Here is a 19,786-nt window from a genome sequence, read left to right on the forward strand (position 1 = left end):
ATCTCAGCCCCGCCCGGCACCGCGCACTCCTTGAGATCTCAGCCCCCGCCCGGCACCGCGCGTCCCGTGGCACCTCACCTCTCGTGCAGCACCGCGCGCAGCCGGGGCAGGAACGCGCCGGGGTCGTCCGCGAATGCGATGTGGCCGCCGGGGAAGGCGGTCGGCTCGGTGCCGAGCGCCGCGGCGAGCGCGGTGGACGTGCGGTCGCAGAACTGGCCGGCCGACTCCGCTCCGATACCGACCACGATGCGGGCCGCCCCGTCGCGCAGGGCGGCGATGTCGGGCTGCCAGCGGGTGGACGCGCGCATCTCGTGCACGAACCAGAAGCGCTCGTCGGCGACCTGCCGCGGATCGGGCTCGGCATGCGCCTCCGGGGGCGCACCGGCGGACTCGTCGAACTCGGGCGGCTCGATGCCGGCGTTGACGAAGAACTTCATCCAGGCGCCCCCCGTGTCGCCGGAGACGTAGGTGGCGATGATCTCCTCGGTCGCGGCGTCGCGCTCGTCGCGGTCGTCGAGCAGGTGCGTCACCGGGGGCTCGTGGGCGATCACGGTGTGCACCTGCTCGGGGTGGGCGACGGCGAGCGCCAGCGCGGTGACGGCGCCGCCGCTGGAGCCGAACACCGCGGCCGGGCCTGCGGCGAGGTGGGTCAGGAGCCGGGAGAGGTCGTCGGCGCGCATCTCCGGGGTGGAGTCCTGATCGGGGTCGTCGAGGGAGCTGCGGTTGATGCCCCGGGGATCGGTGGTGAGCACGGTGTGGTCGGCGGCGAGCAGGTCGGCCAGCGGCGCGAAGTGGTCAGCGTGCATCGGGGCGCCGACGAGCACCACGAGGGGGCCCTGTCCCCGCAGTTCGTAGTAAAGCGTGGCGTCGGGAACCCTGAGGGACCCGGCGGTGACGATCGTCGTGTTCATCTGCGTCTCCTGGTACGGCGCCGTCCCCCCGGACGGCACTGTGTGCTTGTCAAAGGTGGGACTCCCGCCACAACCCCGAATCGTCGCTCACGAACCAAGTTTCGCGCCCGGACTCCACCCCGACCCCGAATCACCACCCACCGACCAAACCCTCACCCCGGACCCCCCACGCCGACCCCGAATCACCACCCCACCAACCAAACCTCGCCCCGGACCCCCACCCCCACCCCGAATCACCACCCCACCAACCAAACCCTCACCCCTGGACCCCACCCCGACCCCGAATCACCACCCACCGACCAAACCCTGACCCCCGGACCGCCGCCGCAGGCCGAATCGCCGCCCGCGAGCCATGTTTCTTGCGGCCGGACCTTTCAGGGCGAGGCCGGAACGTCGCCCGCGAGCCAGGTTTCTTGCGGACGGACCTTTCAGGGCGAGGCCGAAACGTCGCCCGCGAGCCAGGTTTCTTGTGGACGGACCTCTCAGGGCAGCGACGCGGGCAGCCCGAAGCTCGCGAAGTGCTCGCGGCCGACGAACGAGGTGATCTCGGCGATACGCTCCCCCCGCATGGTGAGCACGTCGACCGACCAGCTGAGGTGCGCCCCGGCGTCGTTGTCCCAGAGGTAGCACGCCACGGCGGGCTGGCCGTTCGCGCCGGCCGGGAGGTGCCGCCAGGAGCCGCATATGGTCATCGGGAGCCGCACGGCGAAGTCGGTGACGGCCTCCAGGCCGTGGTACCAGTGCGCCAGCGGCGGCATCGACCAGGTGACATCCTCGGTGAGCAGCGCGACCAGGGCGCCGGCGTCGCCGCGCTCCAGCGCGGCGGAGTACCCGGCGACGATCTCGCGCACCCGGGCGTCGTCGATCCGGCGCAGCGTGCGCTGCTGGGTGACGGAGGGCACCCTCTCCGCGACGACCTTGCGGGCTCGCGCCAGCGCGGAGTTCACCGACGTGGTCGAGGTGTTCATCATGGTGGCGATCTCGGCGGCCGAGAAGCCGAGGACCTCGAACAGCAGCAGCGCCGCCCGCTGGTTGCCCGGCAGGTGCTGCAGGGCGGCCACGAAGGCGAGCTCGACGGCCTCGCGCTGCTCGTATCGCGCGCCCGGGCCGGCCGGGCCGTCGCCGAGGCCCGCGTCGGGGTAGGGCCCGAGCCAGGCGACCTCGGTGCGCGGGAGGTCGCCGATCACGGCACGGTCGCTGGACGGGCCGAGGTCGACGGGCAGGGCCCGCCTGCCTCGGGTCTCCACGGTGTCCAGGCAGGTGCGGGTGGCCACGGTGTGGAGCCACGAGCGCAGCGAGCTACGGCCTTCGAAGCGCGCGAGCCCCCGCCATGCCCGCAGCAGGGCGTCCTGCAGGGCGTCGTCGGCATCGTGGGCGGAGCCGAGCATGCGGTAGCAGTGGGCGTGCAACTCCCGGCGCAACGGCCGCACAAGCCGTCCGAACGCGGCCCCATCCCCCGCTCGCGCCCGCACCAGATCGTCGGCGTCGGCATCGTCCCCAGCACCTGCCCACCCGAGGTCGAAGTCATCGACACCGTCCCCACCATGCGCCCGCGTCAGATCGGCATGGTCGGCGTGGTCGGCGGCGCGTGCCCGCGCCGGGTCGGTGTCCGCGGACGGGCCGGTGGCCGGTGTGGGTCCGGCGGTTCTGCTGGCGGGCGGCATGGGCACCTCACAGGGTGGGCGGGTGAGGAAGGCCGGTCATACGACCGTGAGGCCGCGGGCGGCGAGGAGGGCGGCGGCCTGGGCGTGGCTGATGACGGCGCCCTTGAGATAGCGCAGCTCACCGTCGTCGGGCTCGCCGAGGTCGGCGCCGCGCAGGTCGGCCTTGGCGAACTTCGCGTCCACGAGGCGCGCGCGGATGAGGCGGCAGTTGGTGAGAACGGCCTTGGTGAAGTCGCAGGCGGAGAGGTTGGCGTCGTCGAACCGGACGCCGTCGATCGCCTGGCCGCGGAAGCCGCAGCCCGAAAGGTCGGCGAGGGTGAGGTTGCCGCCGGCGATCGTGTAGCCCGTGCCGCGGCAGCCCGAGAGCTTCGCGCCGATCATGCGGCAGCCGGTGAAGGAGACGTCGGTGAGCAGCGTGTCGAAGAAGTCGGCGCCGGAGAGGTCGATGTCGGTGAAGACGGCGTCGATCAGCTCGGCGCCGCCGAAGCGCACGCCGGCTCCCCCGCCTCCGGCGAACCGCGCCCCGTCGAGGTCGGCACGCCGGAAGTCGGCGCGGTCGAGCACGCACCCCTCGAAGACGGCCTGCACCAGGCTCGCCTCGGAGAGGTCGGCGCCGCTCAGGTCGCAGTCGCGGAACAGCAGCGGCCCGGCATGGAGCACGTCTGTCAGGGCGACCCCCGACAGGTCGAGACCGTCGAACTCCCGCTGCTCGGCGACCAGCCGTGCGATGTCCATGCCCGCGATTCAACCAGCCGCCTCCGACAGAATCGGCCCCACCCCACCGCCGCCCGGAGGCCGATCAGGTCGCCGATGCGACCGCGTCCCCCCGCCGCGCCGCTCAGGGACGGCGGGAAGGCCGAGGGGTTCACCCGCGACGTCCTGCCCGGACCTCCCCGCTGATCCCCACTCGCGGACGGGTGGGCCGGGACGGGCAGGTCCCGGGCCCGCCCGTCCGCGACGCGGGAACGTCCTCCCGGTGAACGTCCCCGCACGGCCGGCGACGCGCATCGCCGGCCGCGGCCCGGTCAGATCCCGGCTTCCAGGAGGCCGGTGAGGGTCTCGGCCGCCGCCTGGCCGCACACGCGGGCGGCGCCGTGCGTGGCGATGTGGACGGCGCCCAGGTCGGTACGGCCGGGCAGGCCCATCTCGACCACGATGGCGTCGGGCCGGGCGCCCAGCAGCCGGTCGAGCGCCGCCATCTGCCAGGCGTGGCGGTGCGCGTCCCTGACCACCACCACCAGCGGGCGGTCGGCGGCCGGGGCGAGGACGGCCTCGTCGAGCGACGTCCCCGCGTTCTCCTGGTCGAGGCGCACCACCGTGGTGCCGGGGAGCAGCTTGCCGAGCGGCTCCCCCACCCCCCACGGCATGTCCTTGTCGATCGCGAGGTTCATCCGGGGGGACAGCTCGGCCACGTGCGGAGCGGTCACCAGCGGGAGCACCCCGGCCCGCCTGGTGACCCTTACGGCCCGGCGCGCGGCGGCGAGACCGACCACCCCGTGCGCGGCCGACGCCGCCTGCCCGGCCTGCGCGGCCGAGGCGGAGAGGTCGGCCGGGGCTGGCGGGCGGGCGGAGGTCCAGGCGGTGAGCTCGGCGACCCGGCGGGCGGCGTCCGCGAGCCGTTCCTCCGGCAGGAGCCCGCCGGTGACCGCGTCGGCGATCGCCTCGCGGATCGTCACCACCACCGCGTCATCGGAGTTCTCGCCGCCGACGCAGATCAGGTCCGCGCCCGCGGCGACGGCCCGTGCGCTTCCCCCGCCGATGCCGTACCGCTCGGTGACCGCGGCCATCTCGATGGCGTCGGTGATGGTCACGCCGTCGAAGCCCATCTCGTCCCTGAGCAGGCCGGTGAGGATGCGGGGGCTGAGCGTGGCGGGGAACTCGGAGTCGTACGCGCCGACCAGCAGGTGGCCTGTCATGATCATGCGCACGCCCTCGGCGATGGCGGCGCGGAACGGGAGCAGTTCGATCTCGTGGAGCTGCTCGCGCGTCGCCGCCACCCCGGGCAGGCCGTGGTGGGAGTCGACCGCGGTGTCCCCGTGGCCGGGGAAGTGCTTGGCGCAGGCGGCGACCACCGCCGCCTGGAGCCCCCGTACCCAGGCGGCGGTGTGCCGCGCCACCAGCGCCGGGTCCGCCCCGAACGACCGCAGGCCGATGACCGGGTTGCCCGGGTTGGAGTTGACGTCGGCGGCGGGCGCGAAGTTCACGTTGATCCCGGCGGCGGCGAGGTCGGCGCCGAGCCCCCTGGCGATCTCCTCGGTGAGGGCGACGTCGTCCACGACCCCGAGCGCGTAGTTGCCGGGGCGGGAGCTTCCGGTGTGCGCCTCCAGCCGGGTGACGTCGCCGGTCTCCTCGTCGATGCCGATGACGGCGTCCGGCCGCTCGGCGCGCAGGGCGGCGGTCAGCTCGGCGAGCTGGGAGGGGGTCCCGATGTTCCTGGAGAAGAGCACGACGCCCGCCAGTCCCTCGCCGAGGCGGCGGCGCAGCCAGTCGGGCGGGGTCCTGCCTTCGAAGCCGGGGAGGAGGACCGAATCGGCCAGACGCAGTAGCTCGGGGCTGCGCTTCATGCACTCTCCTCGCCTGGCGGCTCGTCGGCGGACCACGCCGGAGGCTCGCAGGACCGTACGGCTCGCGGCATCCGGTGGTGGCGCTCGCCACCGGTCACCGTCTGGGACAATCCGACAATCTAATAGGAAACTTTCCTATTTTCCATACCCAGCGACCATGGGATCTCGCCTCTTTAGAGCGCTCCCACGACCTGACTCGACCATACGCGCAGAAGGCCCGGCCGTCCCCCGGGAGGGCGTCGTCCGGCCGGGATCACCCGGTTCTCTCGCGAGTCAGAGGCGTTCGATGACGGTGACGTTCGCCTGACCGCCGCCCTCGCACATCGTCTGCAGGCCGTAACGCCCGCCGGTGCGTTCGAGCTCGTGGAGCAGCGAGGTCATCAGCCGGGCGCCCGTGGCCCCGAGGGGATGGCCGAGGGCGATGGCCCCGCCGCCGGGGTTGACCCGCGCGGGGTCGGCCCCGGTCTCGCGCAACCAGGCCAGCACCACGGAGGCGAACGCCTCGTTGATCTCCACGACGTCCATGTCGCCGATCTTCATCCCGGCCTTCCTGAGAGCGTGAGCCGTGGCCGGGATCGGCGCGGAGAGCATCATGATCGGGTCGGCGCCGCGCGCCGACATGTGACGGATACGGGCGCGCGGGGTCAGCCCGTGCGCCCGTACGCCCTCCTCGGAGGCGATCAGCAGGGCGGCGGCGGCGTCGGAGATCTGCGAGGACACCGCGGCGGTCAGCCTGCCTCCCTCGACCAGCGTCCTCAGGGAGGCCATCTTGGCGAGCGTGGTGTCGCGGCGCGGGCCCTCATCGGCGAGCACGCCGGCGAAGGGGACGATCTCGCGCTCGAACCGGCCCTCGTCGATCGCGGTGAGCGCTCTCTGGTGGGACTCGAGGGCGAACTCCTCCATGTCCCGCCGTGAGATGTCCCACCTCTCCGCGATCATCTCGGCGCCGCGGAACTGGGACACCTCCTGCGCGCCGTACCGCGCGTGCCAGCCCCTGGAGCCGGTGAACGGGGTGGCGAAGCCGAGCGCCTGTCCCGCCACCATCGCCTGCGAGATCGGGACCATGCTCATGTTCTGCACGCCGCCCGCGACGACCAGGTCGGCGTTCCCGCTCTGGACGGCCTGCGCGGCGAAGTGGACGGCCTGCTGGGAGGAGCCGCACTGCCTGTCGACGGTCACGCCGGGGACCTCCTCGGGCATCCCCGCGGCGAGCCAGCAGGTGCGGGCGATGTCCCCGGCCTGCGGGCCGACGGCGTCCACGCATCCGAAGACGACGTCGTCGACCGCGGCGGGGTCCGCGCCGGTACGATCCATGAGCGCGCGGATGACGTGGGCCCCGAGGTCGGCGGGGTGAGCCGAGGCCAGGCCGCCGTTCCTCCGCCCGACCGGGGTGCGCACGGCGCCGACGATGTACGCCTCGCTCATGGCAGGCCGTCCTTTGCCTCGGGGTGCCCGGTGCGAAATCGGTCGTCACTAAGGGTAGCAAGCGCTTGGTAGACGGGGGAACATGGGGTGAGCAGGCGACTCACCGCAGGCGTTAGGTGAACAAGCGATTGCGCGGAGGCCCATAATGGAGGGCGTGAACACGCGAAAGAACTCCGGCGGCGCGTCGGCGGTCGCGGGGGCGACCGGAGGGGCTCCCCCCCGGGGCGGCTCCGCGGCGGCGAAGCGCCAGGGCGGCACACGGCGCGCCACCTCGTCAGGTCCGGCCTCCGAGCGCCGCGACCACCTCGTGAAGCTCGCCGCCGAGCTCTTCGCGCGCAAGGGCTTCCAGGCGACCACCGTGCGCGAGATCGCCGTCGAGGCGGGCATCCTGTCCGGGAGCCTCTACCACCACTTCGACTCCAAAGAGACGATCGTCGACGAGGTCCTGTCCACGTTCCTCAAGGACCTTATCGGGCGTTACCGCGCCGCTCTCGACCAGGACGGCGACCCCCGCACGATCCTGTCCGAGATGGTCCGCATCGGCTTCAGCACGCTGGAGCCGCACCGGGCCGCCATCACCGTGATGCAGAACGACTGGAACTACCTGCGCTCCCTGCCCGGCGACCGCTTCGACTACCTCATCAAGGCCGAGGACGAAGTCGAGCGCATGTGGGTGGAGCAGATCAAGCGCGGCCAGGCCGAGGGCCAGTTCCGCGCCGACGTCGACCCCAAGCTCACCTACCGCATGATCCGCGACACCATCTGGGTCGCCGTGCGCTGGTTCCGTCCCGGCGGCAGGCTCAACACCGCCGGCCTCGCCGAGCACTACGTCACCGTCCTGTTCGACGGTCTCGCCACAGGGGAACGGACCAGCCACAAAGCATGACCCCGCTCCACAAAGCCGTCCGGGTCGCGCTCACCGAGGTGGCGGACGCCGCCAGGGCCCCCGCGATGCAGGCGTACATGAAGTCCACGATGCCCTTCCTCGGCGTCCAGGCCGTTCCCCGGCGGGCGGCGGTCAAGAGGGTCCTGTCCGAGCACCGCATCGACAGCGCGCCCGAGTGGCGCCGCACCGTCCTCGCGATGTGGCGCGACGCCGAGTACCGCGAGGAGCGGTACGCCGCGATGGAGCTGGCGGCGTTCCGCTACTACAAGGGCTTCCAGACCCTCTACACCGTGCCGATGTACGAGGAGATGATCGTCACAGGCGCCTGGTGGGACTACGTCGACGACCTGGCGGTCAACCGCATCGGGTCGCTGCTGCGGGCCTACCCCGACACGATGCGCCCGCTCATGCTCGAATGGGCCGGCGTCGACGACCTGTGGCGGCGGCGCACCGCGATCCTGTGCCAGAACTCCTTCAAGGACCGCACCGACGCGGGCCTGCTGTACGCCTGCATCGAGCCGAGCCTCGCCGACACCGACTTCTTCGCCCGCAAGGCCATCGGCTGGGCCCTGCGCGAGTACGCCAAGACCGACCCTCGCGAGGTCGTCCGCTATGTCAACCACAAGGGGCTGAACGGCCTGAGCCGCCGCGAGGCGCTGAAGAACCTTCCGCTCGCCTAGCCCGGGCGTCATGCCGCCCGCCGTAACAGCGCGGCGCTGCCGTAGCTGCCGCCGAAGCCGGTCACCAGGGCCGTCTCGTGTGCTCCGCCGCGTAGCTCCCGCACGGCCTGCGCCACGTTGTTGAGCCCGTGTACGTAGCCCTCCGACAGCAGGCCTCCGTGCGGGTTGACCGTCCTGTGCCCTCGCCCGAGCAGGTACGCCCCGAGGTCCTCCCTCGCGACGAGGCCGAAGTCCTCCAGTTGCCTTGGCACCAGCCAGGAATAGGCGTCGTAGAGGAGCGCGACGCCGACATCGCGCGGCGACAGCCGCGAGGCCTCCCACAGCATGGGGGCGACGTAGGCGGAGAAGACGGCCGTGACGTCGGGCGCCCGGTCCATGGCCGAGCAGCCGGGGCCGCCGCCGCGGACGACCGCGTGGATCCGCGGCGCCTCGGGCGCGTGCCGCGCGTCCCGCACGACCAGCGCGCAGGCGCCGTCGGTCTCCTGGCAGCAGTCGACGGTGCGCAGCGGCGTGCAGACGTACGGCTTGGCGAGGTAGTCGCCGAGCGGCAGCGGCTCCCGGCGCAGGGCGCGGGGGTTGACGGCGGCGTTCTCCCTGGACTGGGCGACGACGGCGTGCAGGTGCTCCTCGGTGAGCCCGGTGTCGTGCAGGTAGCGCTGGGCGGCGAGGGCGAACATCGGGACGGGACCCGCCATGCCGTACGGGATGGTGAACCGCTCCTGCGGGCCGGTGGAGACGGTGTTCATCCGCTTGCCCGAGCGCCCGTTGAGCGCCCGATAGACAAGGATATTTCGCGCTATACCGCTAGAAATCAGCATCGCGGCGTCGCCCAGGATGGACGCCGCCTGGGTCCCGCCCCCGCTGATGTCGTTGTGCCAGCCGATCCGCTCCATCCGCAGGGCCCTGGCCACCCGCACGACCGGCACGGAGTCGTTCATGTGGTAGCTCAGCACCGCATCCACGTCCGCCGGGACGAGCCCCGCGTCGGCGAGCGCCGCGCGCGAGGCCTCGACCGCGAGTTCGAGCTCGGTACGGCCGGACGCCCTGGTCAGGGCGGTCATGCCGACCCCCGCGACCGCCGCCCGCCCGGCGAACCCCTGCATGGCACCCCTCGTCCGTGCCGCTCGCCGGGGCGGGGCGCGATCCGCTCCGGCGAGCGGCGTCCATGGACGCGGCCGTACGGACCGGGCCGCGTTCGGCTACACCCGGTGGTCCTCTGCGATCGAGCCACCGCCCGTCACGCTAACGCCCCCATCGCACTTAGGCAAGCGCTTGCTCGGTTGGCCCCGAACCGCCCGGGTGACCGATATTTGACACACAATCAGAAATACGGTCACATGATCAACATCACCGTTATTTTCGTCTATATTCGGCCATAGAGCGTTAGTCGGCGGGCGTTATGACTCCGGATGACGAGACGGGGGCACGGATGAGTGAGCAGGAGCAGGCTCCACCCGGGATCGACCCGAGGACACCCAGCGTGGCCCGGATGTACGACTACTACCTCGGCGGCAAGGACAACTTCGCCTCCGACCGCGAGGCCGCCGAGAAGATCATCGAGGTGCTGCCGAGCGTCCGGCACGTCGCCCGCGAGAACCGCGCCTTCCTCGGCAGGGCCGTGCGCTTCCTCGCCGAGCTGGGGATCGACCAGTTCATCGACATCGGCACCGGCCTGCCGACGCGGGAGAACGTCCACCAGGTGGCCCTCGACGCGGCTCCCGCCTCGCGGGTGGTCTACGTCGACAACGACCCCATCGTGCTCACCCACGCCCGCGCCCTGCTCGCCGACAACCCGAGGACCAACGTCATCGAGGGCGACCTGCGCGACCCCAAGGGGATCATGGAGCACCCGCTGGTACGGGCCCAGATCGACTTCGGCAGGCCGTTCGCCGTCATCCTCTGCGCGATCGTGCACTTCGTCGGCGACGACGAGGAGGCCGCGAGCATCGTGACCCACCTGCGCGAGACCCTCCCGCCCGGCGGCGCCCTGGTGCTCTCGCACGGCTTCAAGGGCGAGCTCGACGACCGGACGCTGGCGCAGGCGGGAGAGATCTACGCGCGGACCAAGGGTGCTCTCAAGGTGCGCGACCGGGGCACGATCCGCGGCTACTTCTCCGGCCTCGAACTGGTGGAGCCCGGGCTGGTGCATGCCGGGTCATGGCGCCCCGACCACGACCTCCAGGAGGACCAGTCGGCGCCCGGCGTGCTCGGCGGCGTCGGCCTCGCCCCCCGCCCTCCTCACTGAGCGCGCACGGCCTGGATAGTAAAGGTATCCAAATGGGCGGTACGATCCGCCCATGCGGATTTCCCAGCTCAGCGCCGTGTCGGGAGTGCCGATCCCCACGATCAAGTACTACCTGCGCGAGGGCCTGCTCCCCCAGGGCGAGCAGACCTCCGCCACCCGGGCGGAGTACGGCGACACGCACCTGCGCAGGCTGAGGCTGATCCGCGCTCTCCTGGAGGTCGGCCGCCTGCCCGTCGCCTCGATCGGCAAGATCGTGGCGGCGGTCGAGGACGAAGAGACGCCGGTCCACGAGATGCTGGGCACGGCCCACTACGCGCTGGCGTCACCGGGCGAGGCCCGGCCGGACGACGAGGAGCACCTGGCGGCCCGTGAGCGCGTGGACGCGCTGATCGGCGAGCTCGGATGGAGCGTCCACCCCGAGGCCCCCACCCGCGAGGAGCTGGCGCAGATCCTCGTGCGGCTCGACCAGCTCGGCATGCCGGCGGACGACGACAGCATGCGCCATTACGCCGGCCTGATGATGCGCCTGGTCTCGGAGCACGAGATGGCCAAGATCCCCTTCGACGGCCCCCGCGAGACCGCCGTCGAGTCGCTAGTGATCGGCACAGTCCTGTACGGCAAGGCGTTCGATGTGCTCAGAAGGCTGGCCCAGGAGTCGGAGTCCGCGCGCATCCTCGGCCGCTGACCTTCGGAATCTTGCGAAAGCCCGCAACGACTCATGACAGTCGGCGCAAGAATTCAAGCGAGTGCCGCAGCTATAGAGCAAGATTACGAAACTATTTCGCAGGACCCTTGTGGAACGAGGCACGGGCGTCCTAATGTCACCTCACCCTCTGGCGTCCGCTCCCGAGCGCCTTCAGGTGTTCACCCCCCGAGAGAAACGGACATTCGATGTCACGCAGCATCACAGGAGCTGTATCGAGGTGGGCAGGCAGGCCGCCGCGAAGGACCGCGGGGGCGGTTGCGGCGGTGACCGCGGCCACCGTCGGTCTCAGCGTCGTGCTCGGCGGCACGGCCGTCGCCGGCAAGGGCGCCGCGGCCGGGACGCCGGTCGTGACGCGCGCCGCCCTCGACTCCTCGCTCGTCGCGGGCCGGGGCGCCGCAGTGGACTTCGCCGAGCAGGAGGCGGAGAACGCCGCGACGAACGGCACGCTCATCGGCCCGGACCGCACCGCGTACACGCTGCCCGCGGAGGCGTCCGGCCGTAAGGCGGTGAAGCTGACGCCGGGACAGTACGTCGAGTTCACGCTGCCGAGCGCGGCGAACGCGATCAACGTGCGCTACAGCATCCCGGACGCGCCGGGCGGCGGCGGCATCACCGCGCCGCTCAACGTCACGGTGAACGGCGGGGCCAAGAAGGCCATGACCCTCACCTCGCAGTACTCCTGGCTGTACAACCAGTATCCGTTCTCGAACGACCCGAACGCCGGCCTGCTGCACCCCGACTGGTGGATCACCGAGTGCGGCTGCGTGCCCAGCGCCACGACGCCGGCCCCGGTCATCACCAAGCCCTTCCGCCCGAGCCACTTCTACGACGAGCAGCGCCTCCTGCTCGGTAAGACCTACCGCGCGGGTGACAAGGTGCGGCTCACGGTGCCCGCCGGGAGCAACGCCGCCTGGACGGTCATCGACCTGCTCGACTCGCAGGTCGTCGGCGCGCCGACGGTCAGGCTCGTCGCCGCCAACGTGCTGGCGTTCGGCGCCGACCCGCTCGGCCGGCGCGACTCGGCCGACGCGTTCGACAAGGCGATCGCGTTCGCGAAGCGCAGCCACCTCAAGGTCTACATCCCGCCGGGCACCTACCAGGTGAACCGCCACATCATCGTCGACGACGTGACGATCGAGGGCGCCGGCAGCTGGTACACGATCATCAAGGGCCACGAGGTCGCCCTCAGCACCCCGGCCCCCGACGGCTCGGTGCACACCGGCGTCGGCTTCTACGGCAAGGACGCGTCGGCGGGCGGCAGCTCCAACGTCCACCTGTCCGGCTTCACGATCGAGGGCGACGTCCGCGAGCGCATCGACACCGACCAGGTGAACGGCGTCGGCGGGGCGATGAGCAACTCGACCATCGACGGTCTCTACATCCGCCACACCAAGGTGGGCCTGTGGTTCGACGGCCCGATGACCAAGCTGAAGGTCACGAACAACGTCATCGTCGACCAGATCGCCGACGGCCTGAACTTCCACACCGGCGTCACCAACTCGGTCGTGTCGAACAACTTCATCCGCAACTCGGGTGACGACGGCCTCGCCATGTGGTCGGAGAAGACCGCCGACTCCGGCAACACCTTCGACCACAACACCGTGCAGACGCCGGTGCTCGCCAACGGCATCGCGATCTACGGCGGCACCGACAACACGGTCTCGAACAACCTCATCGCCGACCCGATCCGCGAGGGCAGCGCCATCCACGTCGGGTCGCGCTTCGGCGCCGAGGCGTTCGCCGGGCACCTGTGGATCACCGACAACACGACGGTACGGGCCGGCACGTACGAGCTGAACTGGAACATCGGCCTCGGGGCCATCTGGTTCTTCGCGCTGGAGAAGAACATCGACGCCGACATCCAGGTGGTCGGGGACAACTTCCTCGACAACACCTACAACGCGATGATGCTGGTCAGCGACTGGCCGGTCAAGGACCTGTACTCGATCACGAACGTCCACTTCAAGGACATCAAGGTGGACGGCACGGGCACCTCGGTCGTCAGCGCCCGCGTGAAGGGGTCCGCGTCGTTCCAGAACGTGGACGCCCGCAACGTCGGCGCGGTCGGCGTCAACAACTGCGGCTCGTTCAACTTCCCGCCCACCGGCTCGGAGTTCTCGCTCACCGACCTCGGCGGCAACGACGGGGGCGGCACGACCGGCCCCTGGCTCGCGCCGTGGGAGCTACCGAACACCATCACCTGTGACGACCGCCCGCCGGTCGTCGCGCCGCCGGCGCCGTCCTCCTGGTGATCTTCAGCCAGAACACGTCGCTGCGCTGACATGATGCAGCCGGCCGTCAGGGGAGACCCGGGCGGCCGGCCTTCGTCATGCCGGGTCGCGCTCCAGCAGCCACCGGGCCGCACGCTGGAGCAGCGCGCGGTGCGCGGGGTTCTCGTACGACCGCACGTCGTGGCCGAGCGCGTCGTACACCAGCCGTCCCCGCCCCGCGTCGCGCGCCCACAGCAGCGGCTGCCCGAGCGACGACGCCAGGGGCCGCACATCGGGGAGCACGTCGAGGTCGCTGTAGACCTCGTCCACCAGGTCGAAGTCGCCCAGGCCGTCCACGATCGGGTGGCCGCCGCGCACCTTGACCTCCGCCCGGCCGAGCGGCGGATGGTGGGAGACCCCCCAGGTCCACGACGCTCCCAGCAGCCCACGCCACCCGGGCCAGTCGTCGAAGCAGATCGCCGCCGCGTGCACCGCCAGCACCCCGCCTCCCCGGCCGAGGTGCCGCAGCATTCCCGCACGCGCCTCGGGGGGCAGCTCGAACGACGACCCGCCCTCCTGCTCGGACCATCCTCCGTCGCCACAGCAGCGCAGCGCGTTGACGGTGATGAGCGAGAAATCGGGGCCGTCGGCCAGCGCCCCCGCGATGTCCTCGGTGATCTCGGACTCGACGCCCACCTCGGACAGCACGCCGGCGAGGGCTCCGGAGGTCGCGGGGAAGTCGTGTGCCACGCCCCCGGAGAGGATCAGGTTCGTCGCCACGGGGACAGCTCATCACGAACCCGCCGCGCCCGCCAACCTGGTACGCTGCCCAAGCGAGCGCTTGGTTAGCACGCGGGTGCGACGACAGGGCAAGTGGAGACGACCGCCAGGGGTACCGCCGATGAAGTTCTCGACCTTCCACCTCTTCCACCGGTTCGACGGCCAGAGCTTCAAGGACGTCTACGACTACCACGTGAGGCTGGTCGAGCTGGCCGAGGAGCTGGGATTCCACGGGGTGCGGCTGGCCGAGCACCACTTCCGCGACTACGGCGTGGTGCCGAACCTGTTCACGATGCTCGCCCACCTCGCCGCGCGAACGACCCGCATCCGCCTCGGCACGGGCATCGTGGTGCTGCCCCTGCACAACCCCCTCCACGTCGCCGAGGAGGCGGCGCAGGTGGACGTCCTGTCCGGCGGCAGGCTCGACCTCGGCATCGGGCGCGGCTACCAGAGCTTCGAGTTCGAGGGGTTCGGCGTCGACCTGGCCGAGGCGCGCGACCGGTTCGACGAGTCGCTGGAGATGATCCTCGGCCTGTGGGGCAACGAGACCTACCAGCACGTGGGCAAGTTCTACAGGACCGGCGCCGAGGTGTCGCTGGTGCCGAGGCCGGCGCAGGCGCCGCACCCGCCGATCCACGTGGCGGCGGTGTCGCCCGAGACGGTGACCATGTACGCCGGGCGCGGCCTGCCGATCCTCGCCGACCCCGCGGCGCCGTTCCACAAGGTCGCCAGGGCGGCGGAGACGTGGCGGGCGACCGCCCGCGCCGCCGGGCACGACGCCGGAGCGGCCGAGCTGGTCGTGGCGCGCAGCGTGTACGTCGCGCCGACCGCCGAGCGGGCCCGCGAGGACCAGGCGAGGTTCGAGAAGATGTTCGACCGCGCCCGCATCTTCAACGAGAAGAGCGCGCCCATCGACGCGCGCACCGGCAGGGCGGCCCAGGGGTTCGAGTACTACCAGGACCGCTACCTCAAGGGCGGCTCGGTCAGCAACGAGTTCCGCTGGGAGCAGCTTGAGGTGATCGGCGACCCCGAGCGGGTGATCGGCCAGATCCGGATGCTCCAGGACTTCGGCTTCGGCGACCTCATGTGCGACTTCGGCAGCACCCGGCCGATCCCCATCGAAGAGATGGAGAGCGTGATGCGGTTCTTCGCCGCCGAGGTCATGCCCGCGTTCCAGGATTGACCCACGCTCAGGAGGCGCGATGAGCACCGTCCCCCACAGCTCCCCGGCGGACGTCCCCGCGGACGTCCACCGTCTCACCCTCGCGGACGTCCTCGCCGAGCACGCCCGCAGCCGCCCGCTGGTCACCGCGGTGGTCGACGGCGAGGTGCGCCTCGGCTATCCGGCACTCGAAGAGCGCGTGGAACGGCTGGCCGGCGCGCTCGCCGCCGAGGGGGTCGGCCAGGGAGACCGGGTGCTGTGGCTCGGCCGGAACTCCCACCGTGTCCTCGAACTCCTGCTCGCGGCGGCGAGGATCGGGGCGGTCTTCTGCCCCGCGAACTGGCGGCAGTCGCCCGACGAGCTGGCCTTCGTGCTCGGCGACCTCGCCCCGAAGGTCGTCGTGTGGGAGCGCACCGAGGCGGCCGAGTCCGTACGGTCCGGCGCGGCGAGGTGGGTGCTCTCCGGCGAGGAGTACGAGCGGTTCCTCGCGAGCGGCGCCCCCGCCGGCGCAGGGGAAGGCGTGCCCGGCCGCGTGGGGGAAGGCGTGTCCGGTGACGCGGCCCCGGTGCTCGCGATGTACACCGCCGCGTTCGACGGGCGGCCGAACGCGGCCCTGCTCAGCCATGCCGCGCTCGTCGCGCACGCGGCGTCCCTGCTGCACGTGCGGCAGATGGAGCCCGGCTTCACCTTCCTCAACAGCGGGCCGCTGTTCCACGTGGGCACGATGATGTTCTGCCTGGCCACCCTGCTGGCCGGCGGCACGAACGTCTTCACCCCCGCCTTCGACGCCGAGGAGGTGTGCCGGCTCGTCGACGCCGAGGCGTGCACCCAGGCGTTCCTGTTCGGCCAGATGATCGACGCCGTGGTGGCGGCCAACGCCGGGGGCAAGTACGACCTCAGGTCCCTCGGCTTCGTCTCCCACTCGCCGGAGTGGGACGGCATGATCACCGTGTCCGAGACGCCGTGGTGCCGGTCGAAGATGGGCGGGTACGGCCAGACCGAGGTCGGCGGGATGCTGACGTTCCTCGGGCTCGCCCCGGGCGCCGCCGGGCTCGCCGGCCGCCCCTCGCCGCTGGTCCAGGTGCGCCTGCTCGGCGAGTCGGGCGAGGAGGTGCCGCCGGGCGAGGTCGGGGAGATCTGCGCGCGCGGCAAGTCGATCTTCTCCGGGTACTTCAACCGGCCCGAGCTGAACGAGCGGAAGTTCAGGGACGGCTGGCATCACACCGGAGACCTCGGCCGCAGGGAGCCCGACGGCACGCTGACCTTCATCGGGCCGAGGCTGCGCATGATCAAGTCGGGCAACGAGAACATCTATCCGGCGGAGGTGGAGCGCGCGCTCAGGTCCCACCCGGCGGTCGCCGACGCCGCCGTGATCGGGGCCCCCGACGACCGGTGGACGCAGGCGGTGAAGGCGGTCGTCGTGCTCAGGCCGGACGCGCGCGCGGACGCCGGGGCCCTCGTGGAGCACGTGCGCGGCCTGCTCGCCTCGTACAAGAAGCCCAGCGCGGTCGAGTTCGCCGAGTCCATCCCCAAGAAGGGCTTCGCCCCGGACTACGACGCCCTCGACGCGCGCTACGGCGGCGGCGCCTACCCCGGCGCCTAGCGGGGCTCAGAGGATCGCGAGCGGGTTGATGGGGCTGCCCGTGCCTCCCTCGATCTTCAGCGGGGCGGCGATGAACACGAAGTCCCGCCTCGCCTGGCCCGCGAGGGCGTCCGCGAGGTCTTCGAGCCAGAGCATCTCGGCGAGGTGGATGCCGTGCCGCCACAGGAAGATCATGTGCAGGTCGTCGTCCAGCCCCTCGTCGGCGAGCTGGCGGGCGTTGAGGCCGCCGATCGCGGCGTTGTCCGCGGCCACCAGCGCGACGTCGCGGGACGCGAGCCACCGCCCGCCGTCCCCGGACAGGCCCGGCTGCCCCGACCAGTACTCCTCGCGGGACCTCTCCCACACCAGCGGCCACCCGGTGCGCAGGACGGCGACGTCGCCGGGCCGTACATCGGGGGCCATCTCCGCGAGCAGGTCGCCCGGCACGCGGAAGTCGACGGGCAGGTGGTCGAGGCCCAGGTGGCGGGGCACGTCGAGGAGCACGCCCCGGGCCACCACGCCCCCCACCGTCTCGATGCCGCAGCGCGCCGCGCCGTACGACCTGACCCGCGCGGCGGGATGCCCGTTGTAGAGCGCCTCGCCCGACCACATGTGGCACAGCGCGTCCATATGAGTCGTGGTGCCGTGGTGGGTGACGATCAGCGCGTCGTCGGCCATCCGCAGGCCGGCGCCGATCGCCCTGGCCCCTGCCGCGTAGTCGCCGCCGTCGACCGACATGAAATGCTGTGGCAGCGGCCGTCCCCTGAGATGGGGCACGGTCGCAGGCGCGGGCGAGGAGGTGGCGCCCCTGATGGGCATCGACAGGCTGATCACCTGGCCGGTGGCCGCGGTGGCGAGCGCGTCCAGCACGACGGCGGGGGTCAGCAGGTTGAGGGTCCCCCGCTGATCGTCCGGGCCGAAGCGCCCCCAGTTGTTAGGCTTGGTAACCAAGCAAGCGCTTCCTTCCTTACGGAGGTCCGGAATGACCGCTCACGGTGACTGCGACCCCCGGTTCGCCCGGGTGCGCGAGGTCTTCGAAGGCCACTTCGCCGCGGGCGAGGAGCTGGGCGCCGCCTTCGCCGTCTACCTCGACGGCGAGCCGGTCGTGGACCTGTGGGACGGCGTGGCCGACCGCCACACCGGACGGCCGTGGGAGCGTGACACCCCCGCGCTGGCGTACTCCTGCACCAAGGCGGTCACGGCCACCGCGCTCCACATCCTCGCCGAGCGCGGGCTGGTCGACGTGCGCGGCCCCGTCGCCGAGGTGTGGCCCGAGTTCGCCGCGAACGGCAAGCAGGGGGTGACGGTCGAGCACCTCCTCACCCATCAGTCCGGGCTTCCTGTGATCGAGCAGGAGGTGCCGGTCGAGGAGTTCGAGGACCAGCCCGCGATCGCCGCCCGGCTCGCCGGCCAGGCCCCCATCTGGGAGCCGGGCACCGCCCACGGCTACCACGCCCTCACCTACGGATTCCTGGTCGGCGAGGTGATCCGCCGCGTCTCGGGAAAGAGCGTGGGCGAGCTGGTCGCCGGCGAGATCGCCGGGCCGCGCGGGCTCGACCTGTGGGTGGGAGCCCCCGACGACGTCGCCGCCCGCGCCGCCCGCCTGTCCGCCGGCACGCGAGCCACCCCCGGCGGCGGGACGGCCGGGGCCACCGTGGCCGAGCTGCCCGGGCAGGGGCCGGGCGACCCGCTGTACGAGATGTCGAAGGCCGCGCTCGACAGGGACAGCCTGATGAACCGCGCCATGGGCAACCCCAGCACCGCCAGGCTGAAGGGCGGCGCCAACCACCCGGTGATCCTGCGGGCGGGCTGGCCCGCGATGGGCGTCGTCACCACGGCGCGCGGGCTGGCCGGGTTCTACCGCGATCTGGTCGCGGGCGACATCATCAAGCCCGAGACCCTCGCCGACGCCGTGCGGCGACGGGTCGGCGGCCCCGACCGGGTGATGTTCGTCGACAGCGCCTTCGGCCTCGGCTACATGCGCCCCGCGATGACCTTCCTCACCCCGGCCAGGGGCGCCGAGACGGCCTTCGGCCACACCGGGCTCGGCGGGTTCCTCGGGCTCGGTGACGTGCGGCACGGGCTCGCGATGGGCTACACCATGAACAAGATGTCGAACACCGTCAGCGGCAGCCTCCGCGCCTACCACCTGGCGGAGGCCGTCTACGACTCCCTCCCCTGAGACGGGAGCTCGCGTGTTCACTGCATCGTGATTCCGCCGCTGACGGACAGGGTCTGGCCGGTGATGTAGGCGGCCCGCTCGGTGCACAGGTACGCGACCAGCCCGGCGACGTCGGCGGGGGCTCCGAGGCGCCGCAGCGGTATGCCTTTCGCGATCTTGTCGACCAGGCCGGGCCGCTCGGCGTCCACCCTCCGGAGCATCGGGGTGTCGGTCGGCCCCGGGCAGACGACGTTGCTCGTCACCTGGCCGCGTGCCGCCTCCCTGGCCAGCGTCTTCGCCAGCCCGAACAGCCCCGCCTTGGTCGCGGCGTAGGCCCCCTCGCCGCCCGAACCGGCCCGTGCGCCGTCGGAGGAGATGAAGACCAGCCTCCCCCACGAGCGGGAGAGCATCCCGGGGAGCAGCAGCCGCGTGAGGAGCATGGGCGCGCGCAGGTTGACCGCCCACATCAGGTCCCATCCGGCCGGGTCGCTGGTCACGAACGGCTCCACGACGGACACCCCGGCGTTGTGCACCACGATGTCCACCCGGCCGACGTCCTCACAGAACTCGCGGATGGCCTCGGGATCGGACAGATCGACTCTCATTGCGACCGCACGCGGTCCGGCCTCGGGAGAGCGCAGTCCGGAGGCGACCTTCAGCGCGGCGCCCCCGTCCAGGTCGGCCACCACCACGCGGGCGCCGAGCGAGGCCAGGTCGGCGCAGATGGCCGATCCGATGGCGCCCGCTCCCCCCGTCACCACGGCGGTGCGCCCGTCGAGGCGCATGCCCTCCATCACCCGGCGAAGCATA

At 71.9% G+C, this 19,786-nt stretch carries 17 protein-coding genes; 8 read left to right on the plus strand and 9 right to left on the minus strand.

Going from position 1 to position 19,786, the window contains the following annotated elements:
- Window positions 1-74 precede the first annotated feature (74 nt).
- The 5 genes from ACOZ38_RS35310 to ACOZ38_RS35330 all read right to left on the minus strand — a co-directional run bounded on the left by ACOZ38_RS35310 (window position 75) and on the right by ACOZ38_RS35330 (window position 6,564).
- Window positions 75-911: an alpha/beta fold hydrolase gene (locus tag ACOZ38_RS35310; protein ID WP_424535359.1), complete on the minus strand. Its 837-nt coding sequence runs from the start codon at window positions 909-911 to the stop codon at window positions 75-77.
- Window positions 912-1,393: 482 nt separating this feature from the next.
- Window positions 1,394-2,575 carry a sigma-70 family RNA polymerase sigma factor gene (locus tag ACOZ38_RS35315; RefSeq protein ID WP_424535360.1) on the minus strand — a complete coding sequence of 394 codons (1,182 nt, stop codon included), beginning with the start codon at window positions 2,573-2,575 and terminating at the stop codon, window positions 1,394-1,396.
- Window positions 2,576-2,611: 36 nt separating this feature from the next.
- Window positions 2,612-3,310 carry a pentapeptide repeat-containing protein gene (locus ACOZ38_RS35320; RefSeq protein WP_424535361.1) on the minus strand — a complete coding sequence of 233 codons (699 nt, stop codon included), beginning with the start codon at window positions 3,308-3,310 and terminating at the stop codon, window positions 2,612-2,614.
- A 290-nt stretch (window positions 3,311-3,600) separates the two neighbouring features.
- On the minus strand, window positions 3,601-5,139 hold the full coding sequence (locus ACOZ38_RS35325) for a glycoside hydrolase family 3 protein (RefSeq protein WP_424535362.1): 1,539 nt from the start codon (window positions 5,137-5,139) through the stop codon (window positions 3,601-3,603).
- Window positions 5,140-5,412: 273 nt separating this feature from the next.
- Window positions 5,413-6,564, minus strand: a complete 1,152-nt coding sequence (locus ACOZ38_RS35330; RefSeq protein ID WP_424535363.1) for an acetyl-CoA C-acetyltransferase — start codon at window positions 6,562-6,564, stop codon at window positions 5,413-5,415.
- A 154-nt stretch (window positions 6,565-6,718) separates the two neighbouring features.
- On the opposite strand from ACOZ38_RS35330, the gene ACOZ38_RS35335 reads away from it, so the two are divergent.
- Together ACOZ38_RS35335 and ACOZ38_RS35340 are read left to right on the plus strand one after the other, a co-directional pair.
- Window positions 6,719-7,450 (plus strand): TetR/AcrR family transcriptional regulator, encoded by a 732-nt coding sequence (locus ACOZ38_RS35335; protein ID WP_405140477.1) that lies wholly within the window; start codon window positions 6,719-6,721, stop codon window positions 7,448-7,450.
- On the plus strand, window positions 7,447-8,130 hold the full coding sequence (locus ACOZ38_RS35340) for a DNA alkylation repair protein (RefSeq protein ID WP_424535364.1): 684 nt from the start codon (window positions 7,447-7,449) through the stop codon (window positions 8,128-8,130). Before ACOZ38_RS35335 ends, ACOZ38_RS35340 begins: the two co-directional genes overlap by 4 nt.
- 8 nt (window positions 8,131-8,138) lie before the next feature.
- Here ACOZ38_RS35340 and ACOZ38_RS35345 read toward each other — a convergent pair whose 3' ends face one another.
- Window positions 8,139-9,233, minus strand: a complete 1,095-nt coding sequence (locus ACOZ38_RS35345; protein WP_424535365.1) for a thiolase C-terminal domain-containing protein — start codon at window positions 9,231-9,233, stop codon at window positions 8,139-8,141.
- Window positions 9,234-9,559: 326 nt separating this feature from the next.
- Here ACOZ38_RS35345 and ACOZ38_RS35350 point away from each other — a divergent pair, with 326 nt between their 5' ends.
- From ACOZ38_RS35350 to ACOZ38_RS35360, 3 genes are all read left to right on the plus strand, one after another.
- Window positions 9,560-10,375, plus strand: coding sequence for an SAM-dependent methyltransferase (locus ACOZ38_RS35350; RefSeq protein WP_424535366.1), 816 nt, complete (start codon window positions 9,560-9,562; stop codon window positions 10,373-10,375).
- Between the two features lie 52 nt (window positions 10,376-10,427).
- Window positions 10,428-11,060 (plus strand): MerR family transcriptional regulator, encoded by a 633-nt coding sequence (locus ACOZ38_RS35355; protein WP_424535367.1) that lies wholly within the window; start codon window positions 10,428-10,430, stop codon window positions 11,058-11,060.
- 284 nt (window positions 11,061-11,344) lie between these two features.
- A complete protein-coding gene (locus ACOZ38_RS35360; protein WP_424535368.1) occupies window positions 11,345-13,333 on the plus strand; it encodes a glycosyl hydrolase family 28-related protein in 1,989 nt (662 codons plus the stop codon).
- A 75-nt stretch (window positions 13,334-13,408) separates the two neighbouring features.
- Here ACOZ38_RS35360 and ACOZ38_RS35365 read toward each other — a convergent pair whose 3' ends face one another.
- On the minus strand, window positions 13,409-14,071 hold the full coding sequence (locus tag ACOZ38_RS35365; RefSeq protein ID WP_424535369.1) for a ThuA domain-containing protein: 663 nt from the start codon (window positions 14,069-14,071) through the stop codon (window positions 13,409-13,411).
- A 121-nt stretch (window positions 14,072-14,192) separates the two neighbouring features.
- On the opposite strand from ACOZ38_RS35365, the gene ACOZ38_RS35370 reads away from it, so the two are divergent.
- A complete protein-coding gene (locus ACOZ38_RS35370; RefSeq protein ID WP_424535370.1) occupies window positions 14,193-15,254 on the plus strand; it encodes an LLM class flavin-dependent oxidoreductase in 1,062 nt (353 codons plus the stop codon).
- A 19-nt stretch (window positions 15,255-15,273) separates the two neighbouring features.
- On the plus strand, window positions 15,274-16,836 hold the full coding sequence (locus tag ACOZ38_RS35375; protein ID WP_424535371.1) for an AMP-binding protein: 1,563 nt from the start codon (window positions 15,274-15,276) through the stop codon (window positions 16,834-16,836).
- A 6-nt stretch (window positions 16,837-16,842) separates the two neighbouring features.
- Here the strand turns inward: ACOZ38_RS35375 and ACOZ38_RS35380 are convergent, their stop codons facing one another.
- Window positions 16,843-17,766 (minus strand): cyclase family protein, encoded by a 924-nt coding sequence (locus tag ACOZ38_RS35380; RefSeq protein ID WP_424535372.1) that lies wholly within the window; start codon window positions 17,764-17,766, stop codon window positions 16,843-16,845.
- A 31-nt stretch (window positions 17,767-17,797) separates the two neighbouring features.
- Between ACOZ38_RS35380 and ACOZ38_RS35385 the strand changes: the two genes are divergently transcribed.
- Entirely contained in the window at window positions 17,798-18,997 is a 1,200-nt protein-coding gene (locus ACOZ38_RS35385; protein ID WP_424535373.1) for a serine hydrolase domain-containing protein, read from the plus strand.
- A 17-nt stretch (window positions 18,998-19,014) separates the two neighbouring features.
- Here ACOZ38_RS35385 and ACOZ38_RS35390 read toward each other — a convergent pair whose 3' ends face one another.
- Entirely contained in the window at window positions 19,015-19,770 is a 756-nt protein-coding gene (locus ACOZ38_RS35390; RefSeq protein WP_424537145.1) for an SDR family NAD(P)-dependent oxidoreductase, read from the minus strand.
- Between the last annotated feature and the right edge of the window lie 16 nt (window positions 19,771-19,786).

This window comes from Sphaerisporangium viridialbum (genome assembly GCF_049674955.1).
GTDB lineage: Bacteria > Actinomycetota > Actinomycetes > Streptosporangiales > Streptosporangiaceae > Sphaerisporangium > Sphaerisporangium viridialbum.